Annotated in this window: 16 protein-coding genes; 10 read left to right on the forward strand and 6 right to left on the reverse strand. The window is 63.4% G+C overall.

Translation table 11 applies throughout. From position 1 onward, the window contains the following. Positions 1-8: 8 nt before the first annotated feature. Positions 9-2234 (reverse strand): indolepyruvate ferredoxin oxidoreductase subunit alpha, encoded by a 2226-nt coding sequence (locus WBR68_RS00655; RefSeq protein WP_230693356.1) that lies wholly within the window; start codon positions 2232-2234, stop codon positions 9-11. Between the two features lie 369 nt (positions 2235-2603). On the opposite strand from WBR68_RS00655, the gene WBR68_RS00660 reads away from it, so the two are divergent. From WBR68_RS00660 to WBR68_RS00685, 6 genes are all read left to right on the forward strand, one after another. Next, positions 2604-3110 carry a MarR family winged helix-turn-helix transcriptional regulator gene (locus WBR68_RS00660; RefSeq protein WP_050448963.1) on the forward strand — a complete coding sequence of 169 codons (507 nt, stop codon included), beginning with the start codon at positions 2604-2606 and terminating at the stop codon, positions 3108-3110. A gap of 200 nt (positions 3111-3310) precedes the next feature. Then, a complete protein-coding gene (locus tag WBR68_RS00665; RefSeq protein ID WP_230693357.1) occupies positions 3311-4882 on the forward strand; it encodes an ABC transporter substrate-binding protein in 1572 nt (523 codons plus the stop codon). A 64-nt stretch (positions 4883-4946) separates the two neighbouring features. Then, entirely contained in the window at positions 4947-5936 is a 990-nt protein-coding gene (locus tag WBR68_RS00670) for an ABC transporter permease (protein WP_230693358.1), read from the forward strand. Then, positions 5936-6850, forward strand: coding sequence for an ABC transporter permease (locus WBR68_RS00675; protein ID WP_050448924.1), 915 nt, complete (start codon positions 5936-5938; stop codon positions 6848-6850). Before WBR68_RS00670 ends, WBR68_RS00675 begins: the two co-directional genes overlap by 1 nt. A 7-nt stretch (positions 6851-6857) precedes the next feature. Continuing rightward, entirely contained in the window at positions 6858-7838 is a 981-nt protein-coding gene (locus WBR68_RS00680) for an ABC transporter ATP-binding protein (RefSeq protein ID WP_050448923.1), read from the forward strand. Next, positions 7835-8824 carry an ABC transporter ATP-binding protein gene (locus WBR68_RS00685; protein ID WP_050448922.1) on the forward strand — a complete coding sequence of 330 codons (990 nt, stop codon included), beginning with the start codon at positions 7835-7837 and terminating at the stop codon, positions 8822-8824. The genes WBR68_RS00680 and WBR68_RS00685 overlap by 4 nt, the downstream gene beginning before the upstream one ends. Before the next feature lie 52 nt (positions 8825-8876). Here WBR68_RS00685 and WBR68_RS00690 read toward each other — a convergent pair whose 3' ends face one another. Further along, positions 8877-9389 carry a hypothetical protein gene (locus WBR68_RS00690; RefSeq protein ID WP_230693359.1) on the reverse strand — a complete coding sequence of 171 codons (513 nt, stop codon included), beginning with the start codon at positions 9387-9389 and terminating at the stop codon, positions 8877-8879. Positions 9390-9696: 307 nt separating this feature from the next. On the opposite strand from WBR68_RS00690, the gene WBR68_RS00695 reads away from it, so the two are divergent. The 4 genes from WBR68_RS00695 to WBR68_RS00710 all read left to right on the forward strand — a co-directional run bounded on the left by WBR68_RS00695 (position 9697) and on the right by WBR68_RS00710 (position 13601). Further along, positions 9697-10623 carry a DMT family transporter gene (locus WBR68_RS00695; protein WP_050448920.1) on the forward strand — a complete coding sequence of 309 codons (927 nt, stop codon included), beginning with the start codon at positions 9697-9699 and terminating at the stop codon, positions 10621-10623. 86 nt (positions 10624-10709) lie between these two features. Then, positions 10710-12383, forward strand: coding sequence for an energy-dependent translational throttle protein EttA (gene ettA / locus WBR68_RS00700; protein WP_050448919.1), 1674 nt, complete (start codon positions 10710-10712; stop codon positions 12381-12383). Between the two features lie 268 nt (positions 12384-12651). Next, the gene (locus WBR68_RS00705; protein WP_127183615.1) at positions 12652-13185 is read left to right on the forward strand and encodes an isochorismatase family protein; all 534 of its coding nucleotides are present in this window, start codon (positions 12652-12654) and stop codon (positions 13183-13185) included. A 191-nt stretch (positions 13186-13376) separates the two neighbouring features. Beyond that, positions 13377-13601: a glycine zipper 2TM domain-containing protein gene (locus tag WBR68_RS00710; protein ID WP_039882797.1), complete on the forward strand. Its 225-nt coding sequence runs from the start codon at positions 13377-13379 to the stop codon at positions 13599-13601. A 74-nt stretch (positions 13602-13675) separates the two neighbouring features. Here WBR68_RS00710 and minE read toward each other — a convergent pair whose 3' ends face one another. The 4 genes from minE to WBR68_RS00730 all read right to left on the reverse strand — a co-directional run bounded on the left by minE (position 13676) and on the right by WBR68_RS00730 (position 17760). Then, complete coding sequence (minE, locus tag WBR68_RS00715; RefSeq protein WP_050448917.1) at positions 13676-13933, reverse strand: cell division topological specificity factor MinE; 258 nt, start codon at positions 13931-13933, stop codon at positions 13676-13678. A gap of 3 nt (positions 13934-13936) precedes the next feature. Continuing rightward, positions 13937-14752, reverse strand: a complete 816-nt coding sequence (minD, locus tag WBR68_RS00720; RefSeq protein ID WP_050448916.1) for a septum site-determining protein MinD — start codon at positions 14750-14752, stop codon at positions 13937-13939. A 155-nt stretch (positions 14753-14907) separates the two neighbouring features. Continuing rightward, entirely contained in the window at positions 14908-15828 is a 921-nt protein-coding gene (gene minC, locus WBR68_RS00725) for a septum site-determining protein MinC (RefSeq protein WP_127183616.1), read from the reverse strand. A 162-nt stretch (positions 15829-15990) separates the two neighbouring features. Further along, a complete protein-coding gene (locus WBR68_RS00730) occupies positions 15991-17760 on the reverse strand; it encodes a glutamine--tRNA ligase/YqeY domain fusion protein (RefSeq protein WP_050448962.1) in 1770 nt (589 codons plus the stop codon). Positions 17761-17770: the final 10 nt, after the last annotated feature.

The raw sequence follows: 17770 nt of genomic DNA on the forward strand, positions 1-17770 counted from the left end.
GCTAGTCCTTACAGGGCGTATTGGGCCAGCCGCGCGGCGCGGCGGCGTTGCAGGAAACCGATGACCGCACCGCGCACACGCGCCAGGAAGCGGTCGGTGCCGGTTGGGTTGTGCACGATGTCGGCACGGTAGAAAGACGGGCACAGCACGGCGGCATGGGCCACTTCGCCGCAGTTGCCGCAGCCCACGCAACTGCTTTCCACGTGCGCCACGGGGTCTTCCTTCAAGGGGTCGCCGCTGTCCTTGATGGACAAGGACGGACAGCCCGACAGCCGGATACAGGCGTGGTCGCCGGTGCAAACATCGGGGTCCACGCCAAAGCGTTCCTTGACCATGCGGCGGCCTTCCTTGACGGCCTTGTTGAACAGCGGCTTCACGCGGCGCTGCTTGTTCAGCATGCATTCCGACTGCGCGATGATGACCTTGGGGCCCTTGATGTCGGTGGTCAGCGCTTCTTCGATCGTGGCGCGCACCTTGGCCACGTCGTAGGTGCGGTCCAGCGTACGGACCCACTTCACGCCCACGCCGCGCACGGCATGGTCGATGGGATTGTTGGTGGACCGGTCGGGGTTGTCGGCGCGCGACGACAGGATGTCTTGCCCGCCCGTGGCCGAGGCGTAGAAGTTGTCGACGATGACGATGACGCCGTCGTACTTGTTGAACACCGCGTTGCCGATGCCGGACGACAAACCGTTATGCCAGAAGCCGCCATCGCCCATGATCGAGATGGGCCGCTTGGCGGCGGGCACGTTGAACGCCGCCGCGCTGGACGCGCCCAGCCCGTAGCCCATGGTGGTGGCGCCCAGGTTGAAGGGCGGCAGGATGGAAAACAGATGGCAGCCGATGTCGCAGGAAATATGGTGCTGCCCCAGCTTTTCCTGCGCCAGCGTCAGCGCGGAAAAGATCGGGCGTTCGGGGCAGCCCGTACAGAAGCCGGCGGGGCGCGGTGGCACCACCGAGGCCAGGCCCTGCACCTGCTTGTGGAAGGTGATGGGCTGTTCAGCGGGCTTGGGTGCAGGCTTCGGCCGCGAGACTTCCGTGATTTCCAGTTGCCGGGCTTCGGCTTGTGCATCCACCGCCACCGCCGCATGTGTCTGCAGCGATTCCGGGCGATGGCGCTTCAGGAATTCGCGCAGGCCGTCGCGCATCACTTGCGTGGTGTATTCGCCCGCCATCGGCAGCACGTCCTTGCCGGACAGATGCGTGTCGATGCCCGCCTTGCGCAGCACGGCGTGCAGGTTCTGTTCAATGTAATCGGGCTGGCCTTCTTCGAGCAGCAGCACGGCGCGCTTGCCACGGCAGAACTCTGTGACCTCGTCTTCGATGACGGGATAGGTCACGTTCATGACGTACAGCGGAATGCGGCTGTTGCCGAAGTTGTCGGCCAGGCCCAAGAGTTGCAGCGAGCGAATCACGCCGTTGTACAGGCCGCCTTGCAGGATCAGGCCGATATCGTTCTGGTCGCCGTCGAAGTGCTCGTTAAGCTTGTGTTCCTTGATGTAGCGAATGGCGGCGGGCCAGCGGTCTTTGATTTTTTCCTGTTCGTGCAGGAAGGACGCGGGCGGCAGCACGATGCGGCTGGTGTCGCGCGCGGGGCTTTCCAGCGCCTGGGCCAGCGAGAACGCGGGCCGCTTGTTTTCCTTGGCGATGAAGCGGCCATGCACGTGGCAACCACGGATGCGCAGTTGCAGCATCACCGGCGTCTTGCTGGCTTCCGACAATTCAAAGCCGTCTTCCACGGCCTTGACCATGCTTTCCAGGTTGGGGCGCGGGTCCAGCAGCCAGATCTGCGATTTCATGGCGAACGCGTGCGAGCGTTCCTGCATGATGGACGAGCCTTCGCCGTAGTCTTCGCCCACGATCACCAGCGCGCCGCCCGTGACGCCGCCTGACGCCAGGTTGGCCAGCGCGTCCGAGGCCACGTTGGTGCCCACGGTGGACTTCCACGTGACGGCGCCGCGTATCGGGTACATGACGGAGGCCGCCAGCGTGGCGGCGGCGGTGGCTTCCGAGGCGCTGGCCTCGAAGTGCACGCCAAGTTCTTGCAGGATCTCGTTGGCGTCCGCCAGCACGTCCATCAGGTGCGAGATGGGCGAACCCTGGTAGCCCGCCACATAGCCCACGCCCGATTGCAGCAAGGCCTTCGTGACGGCAAGTATGCCTTCGCCGCGAAACTCTTCGCCGGCGCCAATTCGCAACTGCTGGACTTCTTTCTTGAAAGACCTTTCAGCCATCTCGAACTCCTGGTCGGGCCGGTTTGCCGGTCCTCAAGCCTTGCTGCCATGCAGCATCGTCGTGTCACGAAACTTCCGTCTGAAAAATACTTTAGGAGTCAACGTTTTAGCTGTCAACAAAAAAGATGAAATTTCATGGAAATCAAAAAATATCACGCGAAAACAAGGATGTATATACTGGTTGTTCTCTAGCTTCGTGCCGGGTTTTCGTCCCCGGCATGGTGCAAAAATGGGTTGCGATTCGGGGTATACCCTGTGCTGCGCAACAGCATTGCGGCACATCATGGCGCGCGTTTGCGCCGTCGTGGTGCAATGCGCTTTCCGGCCCTGGGCCGTTCACGAAATTCCGGTGCGTGGGGGCACAGCAACATGCGGTTGGACAAGCAGCGGGACACCCTTTTGACTGGTCGCGGTACGTCGGGGCCGCGTTTCGTCGACGGCTATCTGGCCTATCTGCTGGCGCAGGCCAGCCAGCGCATCTCGGCCGAATTCCATTTGCAGGTGAAGGCAGCCGGCTTGTCGGTCACGGAATGGCGGGTGCTGGCCAGTCTGGAGGGCAGCCCCGGCGAAACCATTGGCACGCTGGCGGTGCTGGCCATCACCAAGCAGCCCACCTTAAGCAAGGTGGTGCAGCGCATGGAAGCCGAAGGGCTGGTGGCGCGCACGGGTGTGCGGGCCGACCGCCGGCAAACGCGGGTGTGCATCACCACCAAGGGCACCCACCTGATCGCGGGCTTGTGCGAGCAGGCCTTGCAGCATCAAAAAGCGGTGCTGGCTCCCTTTGGCGAAGAGAAGGCAGCACTGCTGATCAACATGCTGGAAGTGCTGATGACCGAGCATGTGCCGCTGGAGTTGCCGATTGACGACGAGGAATGACCGGGCAGCATCCAAGTCCGTTGCGTCCGCGCACTTGAACATTGTTCGGCCCAATTATTTTGTTGGATGCTTATGCGTCCCTTAATGGGTTTCTCTCTGTGAAAAGGGGTCACGGTACGCATAAACCCTGAATTGACGCGGGTCAACCGGCTAGGCACACTCGCGCCGGTATTCAGACTAATGTCAGGAGTTAACCCACTATGCGCCGCACCTTGATTGCTATCGCGATCGCCGCCGCCGTGGCCGTGCCCTCGATCGGGCAGGCCAAGACATTCCGTTGGGCCGCCCAGGGCGACATTCTTACGTTCGACCCGCACTCGCAAAACGAGGGCATGACGATCGCCGCCAACAGCTACATCTACGAACCGCTGGTGGACTACGACAAGACGTTCAAGCTGGCGCCGCGCCTGGCCACGGAATGGGAACAGGTGTCGCCGACCCTGTACCGCTTCAAGCTGCGCCCAGGCGTGAAGTTCCATGACGGCGCGGCCTTCACGGCCGACGACGCGGTGTTCTCGATTCACCGCGCCATGGCGCCCACGTCGAACTACAAGGCCTACACCACCGGCATCAAGGAAGCGCGCAAGGTTGACGACCTGACGATCGAAATCGAAACGTCGGCGCCCAACCCGGTGTTGCTGCGCCAGTTGACCAACGTGTTCATCATGAACAAGGCCTGGGCCGAAAAGAACAACATCGCCAAGCCGCAGGACTACGTCAACAAGGAAGAAACCTTTGGCGCCCGCAACACCAACGGCACGGGCCCGTACAAGCTGAAGACGCGCGAAGTGGACGTGCGCACCGTCTTTGAAGAAAACAAGGACTGGTGGAACAAGGCCGGCAAGGTCGGCAACGTGACCGAAGTGGTGTTCACGCCGATCAAGCAGAACGCCACCCGCACAGCCGCGCTGCTGTCGGGCGAAATCGACTTCGTGCTGGACCCCGCCGCCCAAGACCTGCAACGCCTGCGCCAGGCGCAGAAGGTGGTGGAAGGCAACGAATACCGCACCATTTACCTGGGCCTGGACCAGAAGCGTCCGGAATTGCAGTATTCGAACATCAAGGGCAAGAACCCGTTCCAGGACATCCGCGTGCGTGAAGCGCTGTACCGCGCCATCGACGTGGACGCCATCAAGCGCGCCGTGATGCGTGGCCTGTCCGCGCCCACCGGCACGATGATCGCGCCGCAGGTGCATGGCTGGTCGGAATCGGTGCACAAGCGCGTGCCCTACGATCCCGAAAAATCCCGCGCGTTGCTGAAGGAAGCCGGCTACGACGGCACCCTGAACTTCACGCTGGACTGCCCCAACAACCGCTACATCAACGACGAAGCCATCTGCCAGGCCGTGGTCGGCATGTGGGCCAAGGTGGGCGTGAAGGCCACGATGAACGCCATGCCGCGTTCCACGTACTTCCCCAAGGTGCAGTCGTTTGACACCAGCGCCTACCTGTTCGGCTGGGGCGTGCCCACGTTCGACGCCATGTACACGCTGCAGAACCTGATCCGCACCAAGGGTGAAGGCGCCGACGGCATGTACAACCTGGGCGGCTACAGCAACAAGGAACTTGACGTGATCATTGATCGCATCAAGACCGAGACTGACCCCGCCAAGCGCGACGCCGACATCACCACCGTGCTGCAAGGGCACGCCAAGGACTTCGGCCACATCCCGCTGCATGACCAGGTCATCCCCTGGGCGATGCGCAAGAACGTCACGGTTATCCACCGTGCCGACAATCGCCTTGTTGCCGATTGGGTCAAGGTTGACTGATCCCGGCTAACCAGACGGCGCGGAGCCCACCCGGCTCCCGCCGTTTTGTCTTGGTTGTTCCCCTATGTTTGCTTTCATACTGCGCCGCCTGTTGCAGGCCGTAGCGGTGATGCTCACCGTCGCGCTACTGGCCTTTGTGCTTTTTCAATACGTCGGCGACCCTGTCACCATCATGCTGGGGCAGGACGCCACCGATGCCGAGCGTATCGAGTTGCGTGAACGCCTGGGGCTGAACGAGCCCGCCATTGTTCAATTCGGCCATTTCGTGGCCAACGCCGTGCAAGGGAATTTCGGCATCTCCCTGCGTCAGAGCGAACCCGTTTCCACCCTGCTGAAGTCCCGCTTGCCGGCCACGCTGGAGCTGTCCATGGTGGCGGCCTTGCTGGCTTTGGTAGTGGGCGTGCCGCTGGGCGTGTACACCGCGCTCAAGCGCAACAGCCTGGTGTCCCAGATGCTGCTGGCCGGATCCTTGTTGGGCGTATCGCTGCCCACCTTCCTGATCGGCATCCTGTTGATCCTGGTGTTCTCCGTGCAACTGGGTTGGCTGCCCAGCTACGGGCGGGGCGACACCGTCGCCGTGGGCTGGTGGACGTCGGGCCTGTTCACGGCCACCGGCTGGAAGCACCTGATCCTGCCGTCCATTACCTTGTCGCTCTTTCAGATGACGCTGGTGCTGCGCCTGGTGCGTTCGGAAATGCTGGAGGTGCTGCGCTCGGACTACATCAAGTTCGCGCGCGCCCGGGGCCTGAAGCGCCGCGCCATCCATTTCGGCCATGCGTTGAAGAACACCATGGTGCCCGTCATTACGATTACCGGCTTGCAGTTGGGCGGCATCATCGCCTTTGCCATCGTCACGGAAACCGTGTTCCAGTGGCCGGGCATGGGCTTGCTGTTCATCCAGGCGGTGCAATTCGCCGACGTGCCGGTCATGGCCGCGTACCTGTGCCTGATCGCGCTGGTCTTCGTGGTGATCAACCTGGTGGTCGATCTTCTGTATTTCGTCGTAGACCCGCGCCTGCGTTCGGGAATGACTCGCGCCGGGGGGGCTCACTGATGCGCGCCGTACTCAAACGCTGGTGGGACAGCGACATCGCCTGGGCCTGGCGCCGGGCGCCCGTGGCCATTCTGGCAACGCTGCTGTTGGCCGTGTTGCTGATCGGCTCGTTCGGCGCCGGCTGGGTCGCGCCGCACAACCCCTTCGACCTGACCACGGTGGAACTGTTGGACGCTTTGTTGCCACCCGCCTGGGAGGACAACGGGCAGGCCAACTATCTGTTGGGCACCGACAGCCAGGGCCGCGATCTGTTCTCGGCCATTCTGTACGGCACCCGCGTATCGCTCTTGATCGGGTTGGCGTCGGTGCTGCTGTCGATGCTGATCGGCATTGTGCTGGGGCTGATCTCGGGCTACGCGGGCGGGCGCATCGACGCCTTCATCATGCGTGTGGCGGACGTGCAGTTGTCGTTCCCCGCCATTCTGATTGCGCTCTTGATCGATGGCGTGGCGCGGGCCGCCGTGCCGCGCGAGATGCATGAGCTGATCGCGTTCCCCGTGCTGATCGGCGCCATCGCGCTGGCCGGCTGGCCGCAGTATGCGCGCACGGTGCGCGGCTCCACGCTGGTGGAGAAGAACCGCGAATACGTGCAGGCGGCGCGCGTGATCGGCGTGGCCTCGCCCGTGATCATGTTCCGCCACGTGCTGCCCAATGTGCTGGGGCCGGTGCTGGTGCTGGCCACGGTGCACCTGGCCACCGCCATCATCACCGAGGCAACGCTGTCGTTCCTGGGGGTTGGGGTGCCGCCGACCGCGCCGTCGCTGGGCACGCTGATCCGCATTGGCAACGACTTCCTGTTTTCCGGCGAATGGTGGATCACCATTTTCCCGGGCGCGGCGCTGGTGCTGCTGGTGCTGTCGGTCAACCTTCTGGGTGACTGGCTGCGCGATGCGCTCAACCCGCGGCTGAATTGAGGTAAGCATGAGCGCACTACTGGAAGTCCGCAATCTGCGCGTGGAATTTCCCACGCGCCGCGGCACGCTACGCGCCCTGGACGACGTGTCTTTTTCCATCCAGGCCGGCGAAGTGCTGGGCGTGGTGGGGGAATCGGGCGCGGGCAAATCGCTGACCGGCGCGTCCATCATCGGCCTCTTGGAACCCCCGGGGCGCATCGCCGCGGGTGAAATCCTGCTGGCGGGCCGCCGCATCGACAACCTGCCCGACGAGCAGATGCGCCGCGTGCGCGGCCGCGAAATCGGCGCGGTGTTCCAAGACCCGCTGACGTCCCTGAACCCGCTGTACACGGTGGGCCGGCAGTTGGCCGAAACCATCGTCACGCACCTGGACATGACGTGGTCGCAAGCGCGCAACCGCGCGGTGGAATTGCTGGCGTCCACCGGCATTCCGGCGGCGCGCGAACGCATCGACCACTATCCGCACCAGTTCTCGGGCGGCATGCGCCAACGCGTGGTCATCGCGCTGGCGCTGGCGGCCGAGCCCAAGCTGGTGGTGGCCGACGAACCCACGACCGCGCTGGATGTGTCCATTCAGGCGCAGATCATCGAACTGCTGAAACGCCTGTGCCGCGAGCATGGCACGGCGGTGATGCTGATCACGCACGACATGGGCGTGATCGCCGAAACCGCCGACCGCGTGGCGGTGATGTACGCGGGCCGCGTGGCCGAGATCGGGCCGGTGGCCGATGTGATCCACAAGCCGCGCCATCCGTATACGTCGGGGCTGATGGGATCGATTCCGTCCATGGACGGGCATACGGAACGGCTGGTGCAGATTGACGGCAGCATGCCGCGGCTGAACGCCATTCCGCCGGGCTGTGCGTTCAACCCGCGTTGCGGCCAGCGCTTGCCGCGCTGCGCGACCGAGCGCCCCGAATTGATGCCGGCGGGCACGTCCCGCGCGGCCTGTTGGTTGCATGACGACAAAGCGATGGTGGCCGCATGAGCACGCCCTTGGTGGAAGTGAAAGACGCGGCGCGCTGGTTCGATGTGTCGCCGCCCTGGTTGGAGCGCAAGCTGGCCGGCAAGCCGCGCGTGATGCTGCGCGCGGTGGACGGCGTGTCGTTCGACATCGCGCGCGGCGAAACGCTGGCGCTGGTGGGCGAATCGGGCTGTGGAAAATCCACGGTCGCGCGCATGCTGGTGGGCCTGTACGGGCTGACGCGCGGCGATATCCGTTTCGATGGCCAGCCGCTGTCGCGGATGTCTGAGAAAGGCGGGCGCAACTTGCGCAAGCGCTTGCAGATGATTTTCCAGGATCCCTACGCCAGCCTGAACCCGCGTTGGCGCGTGGGCCGCATCATTGCGGAGCCGATGCTGACGCATACGCAGATGACGGCCGACGAGCGCGTGGCGCGCGTCAGCGAACTGCTCAAGCAGGTGGGCCTGGACCCGGCGGACCAGGGCCGCTATCCGCATCAGTTTTCAGGCGGTCAGCGCCAACGCATTTCGATTGCGCGGGCGCTGGCGGTGAACCCGGAATTCCTGGTGTGCGATGAGCCCACCTCGGCGCTGGACGTGTCGGTGCAGGCGCAGGTGCTGAACCTGATGAAAGACCTGCAGCGCGAGCTGGGGCTGACCTACCTGTTCATTTCGCACAACCTGGCGGTGGTGCATCACGTGGCCGACCGGGTGGGCGTGATGTACCTGGGCCGCATGGTGGAAGTGGCCCCGCGCGACGAGCTGTTCGCGCGACCCCGGCATCCGTATACGCGCATGCTGCTGGAGGCCATTCCGGACATCAATGGGGCCGGAAAATCGCGCACGGCGGTGGCGGGGGAAGTGCCGAACCCCTTGAATCCGCCCTCAGGGTGTACGTTTCATCCGCGCTGCCCGCATGCGAACGAGCGGTGTCGGGCCGAAGCGCCGGTGGCGATGCTGGCGGGGGTGTCAATCGTGGCGTGCCACGCGGTGGAGGAAGGCCGGGTGTGATTGCAGGGGCGGGTCGGAATGGCGCACAAGCCGTCACCGGTCCCGCCTTGTTTCAGTGGCGAGGCTCGTGGACCGAGTCATACGGCGTGTCGTCGTCCTCGTCGTCCTCATCCTCGTCGTCTTCCTCTGTGCTTGGCTCCGGCTGCGGTTCCTCGGTCAGGGCGAAGGGCAGCACGTCTTCCAGATTGTCGGACCACGCGGACTCTTCGCCGTCGTGGTCCAGCTTGATGAAGCGTTCGCCTTCGTTCAAGGAAATCTGCACGGCCCACAGGTAGAGGCAATCGTAGGTGTCGTCATCGGCATGCGGCAGGCCGCCGCGATTGCCCAGCAGGCGCGAGCCCGCGCCGCCCATCTGGACGTGGGTCTGCTCTTCGTCCGCTTCGGCGCCTTCGTCCAGCGGGACACCGAACGTGACCCACTCGGTGCCTTCATCGCCCAGGATCACTTCGGCCAATACGGGCTTGCCCAGGTAGGCGCTGAGCGCATCGGCGGTCTTGGCCAGCATGTCCAGTTCGGAGGTACTGAAATGGGTCACGGAGGCGGGGGGGGTGGCAGAGGCGGACATGAAGGGATTCCTGGGCGCGATGAAGCCGCGACGGCACGGCAAGATACATAAAGTCAGGCGCTATTGTCGCGCGATCGGCGTTGCGTTGCATCCGACGCTTGGATGACGCGGCGTGACAAGGCTGTCAGGCTGGCGCGGGCTTGGGCTGCAATCGTGATTCAGGCGTAATGCCCTGCGCCGTCGTTCCGGCATGCTCGGCCCGCGGCGCTATCCGGATGGTGTACGGCGACGACACACCGTCATTCGGACTGGGCCTACACTTGCGGCCTGTTCCGATATTCCCACTACGCATCACCGTCCTCCGTCCATGACGCCCTCAGAACCTTCCGCCATTCCCGCCCGCTATCTGCTGTTTCCGCTGCTGGCGGCCCTGATCTGGTCGATCAATATGATCGTTACCAAGATGGCCGCCGGCGTCATCTCTCCTGCTGTCATCGGGTTTTACCGCTGGGCGCTGGCCGGCGCCGTGCTGACCCCGTTCGCCTTGCGGGGCGTGTGGACGCAACGCCGCCTGATCTGGCCCTATCTGCCGAAATTCGCCGTGCTGGGTGGCTTGGGCATGGCGCTATACCAGGGGCTGGCCTATGTGGCGGCTTCCAGCACCACGGCCACCAACATGGGCATCATCACTGCCATGATCCCGCTCTTGACCATCGCGGTGGGCACGGTGGTGCTGCGCCAGCGGCCCACGCTGATGGCGATGCTGGGCGGTGTGGTGTCGCTGGCGGGCCTGGCCTTGCTGATCGGCGAAGGGGACCCCGCCCGGCTGTTGTCCGTGGGCGCGAACCCCGGCGACCTGCTGATGGGCCTGGCCGCGCTGGCCTATGCGCTGTATGGCGTGTTGCTGCGCCGCTGGGGCTTGCCGGTGGGGCCGTGGGTGTCGCTATACGTGCAGATCGGCTTCGGCGTGCTGTTCCAACTGCCCGCGTTCCTGATGGCCGCGCCATCGCCGCTGAATGCCGACAACGTGCCGCTGGTGTTGTATGCCGCGATTTTCCCGTCCCTGTTCGCGCCCTTCCTGTGGATGCAGGGCGTCAAGCACCTGGGCCCCAACCGTGCCAGCATTTTCCTGAACCTGATGCCGGTGGGTACGGTGGCCATCGCGTCGGTCTTCCTGGGCGAAAAGCCGCATCTGTTCCACATCGTGGGCGGTTTGCTGGCGCTGGCGGGCGTCATGTTGGCGCAGATGCGTACGCCTCGTCTGGGTGGGCGCGCAGGCAAAGCGGCGGGTTGAATGGGCTGTTCCGTCCCTGACGCGCGCCTGTCAGGGTTCCGGCCTACAATCGACGGTTCATCAGCTTTCTTTCCCTATACGAGCCCATGGCCCAATACGTCTACACCATGAACCGCGTCGGCAAGATCGTGCCGCCCAAGCGGCAGATTTTGCGTGATATCTCGCTTTCGTTTTTTCCTGGCGCCAAGATCGGCGTGCTGGGCCTGAACGGCTCGGGCAAGTCGACGCTGCTGAAGATCATGGCGGGCGTCGATAAAGAGATCGAAGGCGAAGCCATCCCCATGCCGGGCCTGAACATCGGCTATCTGCCGCAGGAACCGCAACTGAACCCCGAGCACACGGTGCGCCAATCGGTCGAAGAAGGCCTGGGCGCCGTCGTCACCGCCAAGAAGCGCCTGGACGAGGTCTATGCCGCCTACGCCGAGCCGGATGCCGACTTCGACGCGTTGGCCGCTGAGCAAGCCGACCTGGAAGCCATCATCGCCGCCGCCGCATCCAGCGGTTCGGACGACATCGAACACCAGATGGAAATCGCCGCCGACGCACTGCGCCTGCCGCCCTGGGACGCCATCGTCGGCAACCTGTCTGGGGGTGAAAAGCGCCGCGTGGCCCTGTGCCGCCTGCTGCTGTCCAAGCCCGACATGCTGCTGCTTGACGAGCCCACCAACCACTTGGACGCCGAAAGCGTGGAATGGCTGGAGCAATTCCTGCACAAGTTCCCCGGCACCGTGGTCGGCGTGACCCACGATCGCTACTTCCTGGACAACGCCGCGGAATGGATCCTGGAACTGGACCGTGGCTACGGCATCCCCTGGAAGGGCAACTACAGCTCGTGGCTGGAACAGAAAGAAGACCGCCTGAAGCAGGAAGAGTCCTCGGAATCGGCCCGTCAGAAGACCATCAAGAAAGAACTTGAATGGGTGCGCCAGAACCCGAAGGGCCGTCAGGCCAAGGCCAAGGCGCGTCTGGCCCGCTTCGAGGAACTGTCGTCCTACGAATACCAGAAGCGCAACGAAACCCAGGAAATCTTCATTCCGGTGGGCGAGCGCCTGGGCAACGAGGTCATTGAATTCAAGAACGTCAGCAAGGCCTATGGTGACCGCCTGCTGATCGACGACCTGAGCTTCAAGATTCCGCCCGGCGCCATCGTCGGCATCATCGGCCCCAACGGCGCCGGTAAGTCCACGTTGTTCCGCATGATCGCGGGCCGCGAGCAACCGGATTCGGGCGAAGTCAGCATCGGCCAGACGGTGAAGCTGGCTTATGTGGACCAGTCGCGCGATGCGCTGGAAGACAAGAAGACGGTATTTGACGCGGTGGCCGACGGCGCCGACATCCTGACCGTGGGCAAGTTTGAAATGTCGTCGCGCGCCTATCTGGGCCGCTTCAACTTCAAGGGCGGCGACCAGAACAAGGTCGTGGGCCAACTGTCGGGCGGTGAACGCGGCCGCCTGCACATGGCCAAGACGCTGATCGCCGGCGGCAACGTCCTGCTGCTTGACGAACCGTCCAACGACCTCGACGTTGAAACGCTGCGCGCGCTGGAAGACGCCTTGCTGGAGTTCCCCGGCAGCGTCATGGTCATCAGCCACGATCGCTGGTTCCTGGACCGTATCGCTACCCACATCCTGGCATTCGAAGGCGATTCGCAAGTGGTGTTCTTCGACGGCAACTACCAAGAGTACGAAGCCGACAAGAAACGCCGCCTGGGCGAAGAGGGCGCCAAGCCCAAGCGCCTGCGCTACAAGGCACTGAAGTAAACCAAAAGATCCCGGCGACGCCGGGATTTTTTTGTGGGCCTATCCCTTGTAGGATGGGTGAAGCGCGGTACGGTTTGCACAAATACCCCGCCGCCCAACGCGCGCAACCCATCACGCAATCGTCGCGTTATGGCCAATCTTCCCCATGGTCCACCGTTGCTTGATGGGTTGCGCGCGTTCGATATCGCATTCTTTTCTTTGTCGTATCGCGCTTCACCCATCCTACGACCTGCTGTAGATTCTAGGCACCACTTGGGAGCCACTCATCATGCTGCTGCAAGCCTCCGATTCCACGTTACTCATCGTCGATATGCAGGGCCGGCTGATGCCCGCCATCCACGATAACGAAGCCGTGCTGCATAACGCGCACAAGCTCGCGCAAGCCGCGCGGATACTTGATGTGCCGGTTGTCGCGACGGAACACCACGGCAAGATGCTTGGCGTTACCGTAGACCCGCTACGTGATCTTGTGCAATCCACTTTCCAGAAAATGCACTTCTCTTCCACGCGCGAACCTGGCTTTGAAGCGTGGTTGCCGGCGGCGCGAAAAACAATTCTGGTGGCCGGTTGCGAAGCGCATATCTGCGTGCTGCAAACGGTGATCGGCCTGGCGGACATGGGCTACAACGCGGTGCTGGTGTCGGACGCCGCGGGGTCGCGCAAACCGTCGGACCATCATGCCGCGCTGCGTCGCGCGCGGGCGCATGGCGCGGATATCGTCACGTCGGAAATGGCCATATTTGAGTGGATGGAAACTTGCGAGCACCCGCGTTTTCGCGATGTGTTACGTCTGGTCAAATAGCCGACGCGGCTTGCAACATCGTCCCTGGGGCGTGCAAAGATTCTCTCGCTGTTTGACACAATTCCTGGGCAAACCTAACACCCCGGCCCCCGATATTTTGAGATCCTGAAGCTTCTAAACCCAAAAGGGGATCGCGCGCTCGCGTCAGATCCATGGTGCGGCCCCCGGGGTACAAGAATAGGAGCCTCATCATGAAAATCGCATCTCTTTCCAAAATCTGTGTCGCACTGGCGATGACCGCCGCCATGGCTGGCTGCTCGTCCTGGGACGGCATGAGCCATCGTCAAAAGAGCACGGTGGGCGGGGCCGCGTTGGGCGGCGTCGCGGGCGCCGTGATCACCAATGGCGGCGTGCTCGGTACGGTTGGCGGAGCAGCGATCGGTGGCGTGATCGGCGATCAGGTCGGCAAGCACTAAACGCCTGCCCAATATGCAAAATGCCCGGCACTGCCGGGCATTTTTTTGTGGCCGCGCAGGGCAGCCAAGCCGCATCACGGTTCGTTTTGCGGCATCTCGATCTTCACTTCCAACACCTCAAGTGTGTCCTGGCGTTCCAGGTGCACCTTGATGTCTTCAGGGTTGATCTTCACGTATTTGGAAATCACCGCGATAAGTTCCTGCTGCAACTGCGGCAGGTAGTCGGGCGAGTCGCCGCGGCCCCGCTCGTGGGCCAGGATGATCTGCAACCGTTCCTTCGCAACGGAAGCGGAAGTTTTCTTTTGACCAAGCAGAAACGACAGGAAGGACATTGCTTACTTGCCTCCGAACAGGCGTTTCAGGAAACCGGGCTTTTCGTAATCGGTAAAGCGCAGCGCTTTGTCTTCGCCCAGGTAGCGGGCAACGACGTCCTTGTAGGCTTCGGAAACGTCCGTGTCTTTCAGATGAATGGCGGGCAGGCCTTGGTTCGACGCTTGCAGCACGGCTTCCGATTCCGGGATGACGCCAATCAGCTTGATGCGCAGGATGTCTTCGATATCGCCCAAGGACAGCATTTCGCCGTCGACCACGCGCTTGGGGTTGTAGCGCGTGAGCAGCAGGAATTCCTTGACGGGTTCACCGCCATCCACCGCGCGCTTGGACTTGGCCGCGAGGATGCCCAGGATGCGATCGGAGTCGCGCACCGACGAGACTTCCGGGTTCGTCACGACGAGTGCGTCGTCGGCAAAATAGGCGGCCATCAGCGCACCCGTTTCGATACCGGCGGGCGAGTCGCAGATGATGTATTCGAAACCCATTTCCTTCAGGTCGTTGATGACCTTTTCCACGCCTTCCTGCGTCAGCGCGTCTTTGTCGCGCGTTTGCGAGGCGGGCAGGATGAACAGGTTTTCAAGCTGCTTGTCCTTGATCAGCGCCTGGTTGAGGGTGGCTTCGCCCTGAATCACGTTGACGAAGTCGTACACCACGCGACGCTCGCAGCCCATGATGAGGTCGAGATTGCGCAGGCCGACATCGAAGTCGATGACAGCGGTCTTGTGGCCCCGCATCGCGAGGCCCGCGGAAAAACTGGCGCTCGTCGTGGTTTTACCCACGCCGCCTTTGCCGGAAGTCACCACAACAATGCGTGTCATGACGATCAAACCCTTATGTTCGAAGAAACCGCGTTATCGTAAAGCAAAAAGCCTGTGTAAGGCTTCTTACAGAATGTGTTGAGACTTGATGTTCGATGCTGATGTTCGACGCTGCGATACCGCGTTGGCGCGCACGCCAAGCAGCGGCCACTGCTTCAGCTTTTCAAGGCTTCGATCCGCAGCGTGTCGCCATCCAGGCGCACCAGCGCCGGCTGGTTGTGCAACGTGCGGTCCAGCTTGTCTTCCACGACACGGTACACCCCTGCCACGGCCAGCAGCTCGGCGTCCAGATGCGTCGTGAAGATGCGCGCGGAGGTATCGCCGCGTGCACCTGCCATGGCCTTGCCGCGCAGAGGGCCGTAAACGTGCACATTGCCATCGGCAATGACTTCAGCGCCCTGGCTCACCATGCCGATCACGACCAGGTCTGTGTGGCGCGCGTACACGCGCTGGCCCGAACGCAAGGGCTTGGTAATGACCAATGCCGACGCCGAGTGCGGCGTGGCCTGCGTGGGCGTGGGCGCGGAGGTGGTGCTGCTGGCTTCGCGCGCGGGCATCGGCTCGGCGGCGGGCTTGGCAGGCGTGTCGGTGGAGTCGCTAGCCGTGGCCGCGTTATCGGTGGCCGCTTTATCCGTGGCTGCGTTATCCACCGTCGACGTGTCGGTGGGCGCGGGCGCGGTTTCGACGGCGGCAGCCGGCACCGACGGCACGGGCGTTGCCACATCATTGGGCGGCGCCGTATCCACGACCGGAGCGGGGCGCGCGGGTGGGGTGGAAAGCTCAACCGGAGCCAGGCCGGCCTCGCGCGCGGCCTTCAGGTTGGCGCCTTCGGCCACCACGCCGATCGCGGGCAGGTTGTGTGCGCGCAGCGCGTCGACCAGCGCCTTCCAGTCGACTGTTTCTTCGACGCGGCTGGCGTCGATGACCACGGGTTCGTTTTCAAAGAAGCTGCCGGCATCCGCCATGCGCTTGGCCAGCGCGGCGGCGAGGCGTTCGGGGTCCGCGCTGTGCAGAACCACGCGAATGGCGTAAAGGGTGGCGCTTTTGAAGTCCAGGGCTAGGGATTCAGTATTCATCTTGATTGTGGCTGGCGGTCCGGCGCCAGGAAAACGGCGCGCGCAACCGGCTGCGGGATGTCGGGCATGATAACCCGCGCCGGGGTGGGGTGCGCAGGGGGTAAGACGAAAGAAAAAAGCGCCCGAAGGCGCTTTTTCCCGTGTTACGCACGCGCGGCGGACTTAGCCTTGCGCCCAGGAGTCGCGCAGGGTAACGATGCGGTTCAGCACCGGAGCGGCCTCCGTGGAATCCTTGAGGTCGGCCGTGAAATAGCCCAGTCGCTCGAATTGCCAGGTGGCGCCCGGCGTGGCGACGGTGCCCGGTTCCAGCCAGGCCGTGACGGTCTGTTTGGAGTTCGGATTCAGGCAAGTCAGGAAATCCTTGTCGCCGCCGTCGGGACGCGCGTCGGCGAACAGGCGGTCGTACAGGTGGATCTGGGCGGCCACCGCATGGGCGGCGCTGACCCAGGTGATGTTGCCCTTGACCTTGACGCTGTCCGCGCCCGGGGTGCCGCTCTTGGTCTCGGGCAGGTATTCGGCCTGGACTTCAACGACTTCGCCCGCTTCGTTCTTGGTGAAGCCGGTGCAGCGCACCACGTAGCCGTACTTCAGGCGCACGGTGTTGCCCGGGAACAGGCGGAAATACTTCTTCGGCGCTTCCTCGCGGAAGTCGTCGCGTTCAATCCAGAGCTCGCGCGACAGCGGGAATTCACGCACGCCGGCTTCCGGGTCGTGCGGGTTGCGCGGGGCGGTGCAGAGTTCGGTCTGGCCTTCCGGGTAGTTGGTGATCACCAGCTTGATCGGATCCAGCACGGCCACCGAGCGGGCGGCGATGGGGTCGAGGTCGTCGCGCACGGCTTGTTCGAGCAGGCTGTAGTCAATACGCGAATCCGACTTGGACACGGCGGTGCGGTCGCAGAACAGGCGGATCGAGGCCGGCGTGTAGCCGCGCCGACGCAGGCCGAAGATGGTCGGCATGCGGGGGTCGTCCCAGCCGTCCACATGGCCTTCGCGCACCAGTTGCAGCAGCTTGCGCTTGCTGGTGACGACGTAGCTCAGGTTCAAACGAGCGAATTCATATTGATGCGGCAGCGGCTGGGCCAGCTTGCCCAGCTCGGCCAGGCGCGCCAGGATCCAGTCGTAGAACGGGCGCTGGTCTTCGAATTCCAGCGTGCACACGCTGTGCGTGATGCCTTCCAGCGCGTCTTCCACCGGGTGCGCCCAGCTGTACATCGGATAGATGCACCATTGGTTGCCCGTGCGGTGGTGGGTGGCGTGGCGCACGCGGTACATGACCGGGTCGCGCAGGTTGATGTTGGGCGACGCCATGTTGATCTTCGCGCGCAGCACCAGGCTGCCGTCCGGATGCTTGCCGTCGCGCATTTCGCGCAGCAGGGCGATCGATTCCGCGGCCGGGCGGTTGCGCCAGGGCGAATCAGTGCCGGGTTCGGTCAGCGTGCCACGGTTGGCGCGGATTTCTTCGGGGCTTTGCGCATCGACGTAGGCATGGCCGGCTTCGACCAGGGCTTCGGCGAACTCATACATATAGCCGAAGTAGTCGCTGGCGAAGTACAGGTTTTCCTGTCCGTCGGCGGCCTTCCAGTCAAAGCCCAGCCAATGCACGGCTTCCATGATGGCGTCGACGTATTCCTGGTCTTCCTTTTCGGGATTGGTGTCGTCAAAGCGCAGATGACAGACACCGCCGAAGTCGCGCGCCAGGCCGAAGTTCACGCAGATGCTCTTGGCGTGGCCGATGTGCAGATAGCCGTTGGGCTCCGGCGGAAAGCGCGTGCGGATGCGGGCCGGATCGGCCGTCCCCTGCGCCTGCACGTCGGCCGGGCCAGGCTTGCCCGCCCAGCGTTTGCCCTGGAAGCGATTGGCTTCAAGGTCGTCCTGGACGATGTTAAGCAGGAAATTGGATGCAGCTGGGGTCGGCGTCGTGGCGGAGGTCATTCTTGAAAGA

It is taken from the genome of Achromobacter sp. JD-1, assembly GCF_038594925.1.
GTDB lineage: Bacteria > Pseudomonadota > Gammaproteobacteria > Burkholderiales > Burkholderiaceae_B > Achromobacter > Achromobacter spanius_C.

Bases quoted from the DNA above. Each gene is read 5' to 3' on its own strand.
- WBR68_RS00655 (WP_230693356.1), bottom strand. From the start codon at position 2,234: ATGGCTGAAAGGTCTTTCAAGAAAGAAGTCCAGCAGTTGCGAATTGGC.
- WBR68_RS00660 (WP_050448963.1), top strand. From the start codon at position 2,604: ATGCGGTTGGACAAGCAGCGGGACACCCTTTTGACTGGTCGCGGTACG.
- WBR68_RS00665 (WP_230693357.1), top strand. From the start codon at position 3,311: ATGCGCCGCACCTTGATTGCTATCGCGATCGCCGCCGCCGTGGCCGTG.
- WBR68_RS00670 (WP_230693358.1), top strand. From the start codon at position 4,947: ATGTTTGCTTTCATACTGCGCCGCCTGTTGCAGGCCGTAGCGGTGATG.
- WBR68_RS00675 (WP_050448924.1), top strand. From the start codon at position 5,936: ATGCGCGCCGTACTCAAACGCTGGTGGGACAGCGACATCGCCTGGGCC.
- WBR68_RS00680 (WP_050448923.1), top strand. From the start codon at position 6,858: ATGAGCGCACTACTGGAAGTCCGCAATCTGCGCGTGGAATTTCCCACG.
- WBR68_RS00685 (WP_050448922.1), top strand. From the start codon at position 7,835: ATGAGCACGCCCTTGGTGGAAGTGAAAGACGCGGCGCGCTGGTTCGAT.
- WBR68_RS00690 (WP_230693359.1), bottom strand. From the start codon at position 9,389: ATGTCCGCCTCTGCCACCCCCCCCGCCTCCGTGACCCATTTCAGTACC.
- WBR68_RS00695 (WP_050448920.1), top strand. From the start codon at position 9,697: ATGACGCCCTCAGAACCTTCCGCCATTCCCGCCCGCTATCTGCTGTTT.
- ettA (WP_050448919.1), top strand. From the start codon at position 10,710: ATGGCCCAATACGTCTACACCATGAACCGCGTCGGCAAGATCGTGCCG.
- WBR68_RS00705 (WP_127183615.1), top strand. From the start codon at position 12,652: ATGCTGCTGCAAGCCTCCGATTCCACGTTACTCATCGTCGATATGCAG.
- WBR68_RS00710 (WP_039882797.1), top strand. From the start codon at position 13,377: ATGAAAATCGCATCTCTTTCCAAAATCTGTGTCGCACTGGCGATGACC.
- minE (WP_050448917.1), bottom strand. From the start codon at position 13,933: ATGTCCTTCCTGTCGTTTCTGCTTGGTCAAAAGAAAACTTCCGCTTCC.
- minD (WP_050448916.1), bottom strand. From the start codon at position 14,752: ATGACACGCATTGTTGTGGTGACTTCCGGCAAAGGCGGCGTGGGTAAA.
- minC (WP_127183616.1), bottom strand. From the start codon at position 15,828: ATGAATACTGAATCCCTAGCCCTGGACTTCAAAAGCGCCACCCTTTAC.
- WBR68_RS00730 (WP_050448962.1), bottom strand. From the start codon at position 17,760: ATGACCTCCGCCACGACGCCGACCCCAGCTGCATCCAATTTCCTGCTT.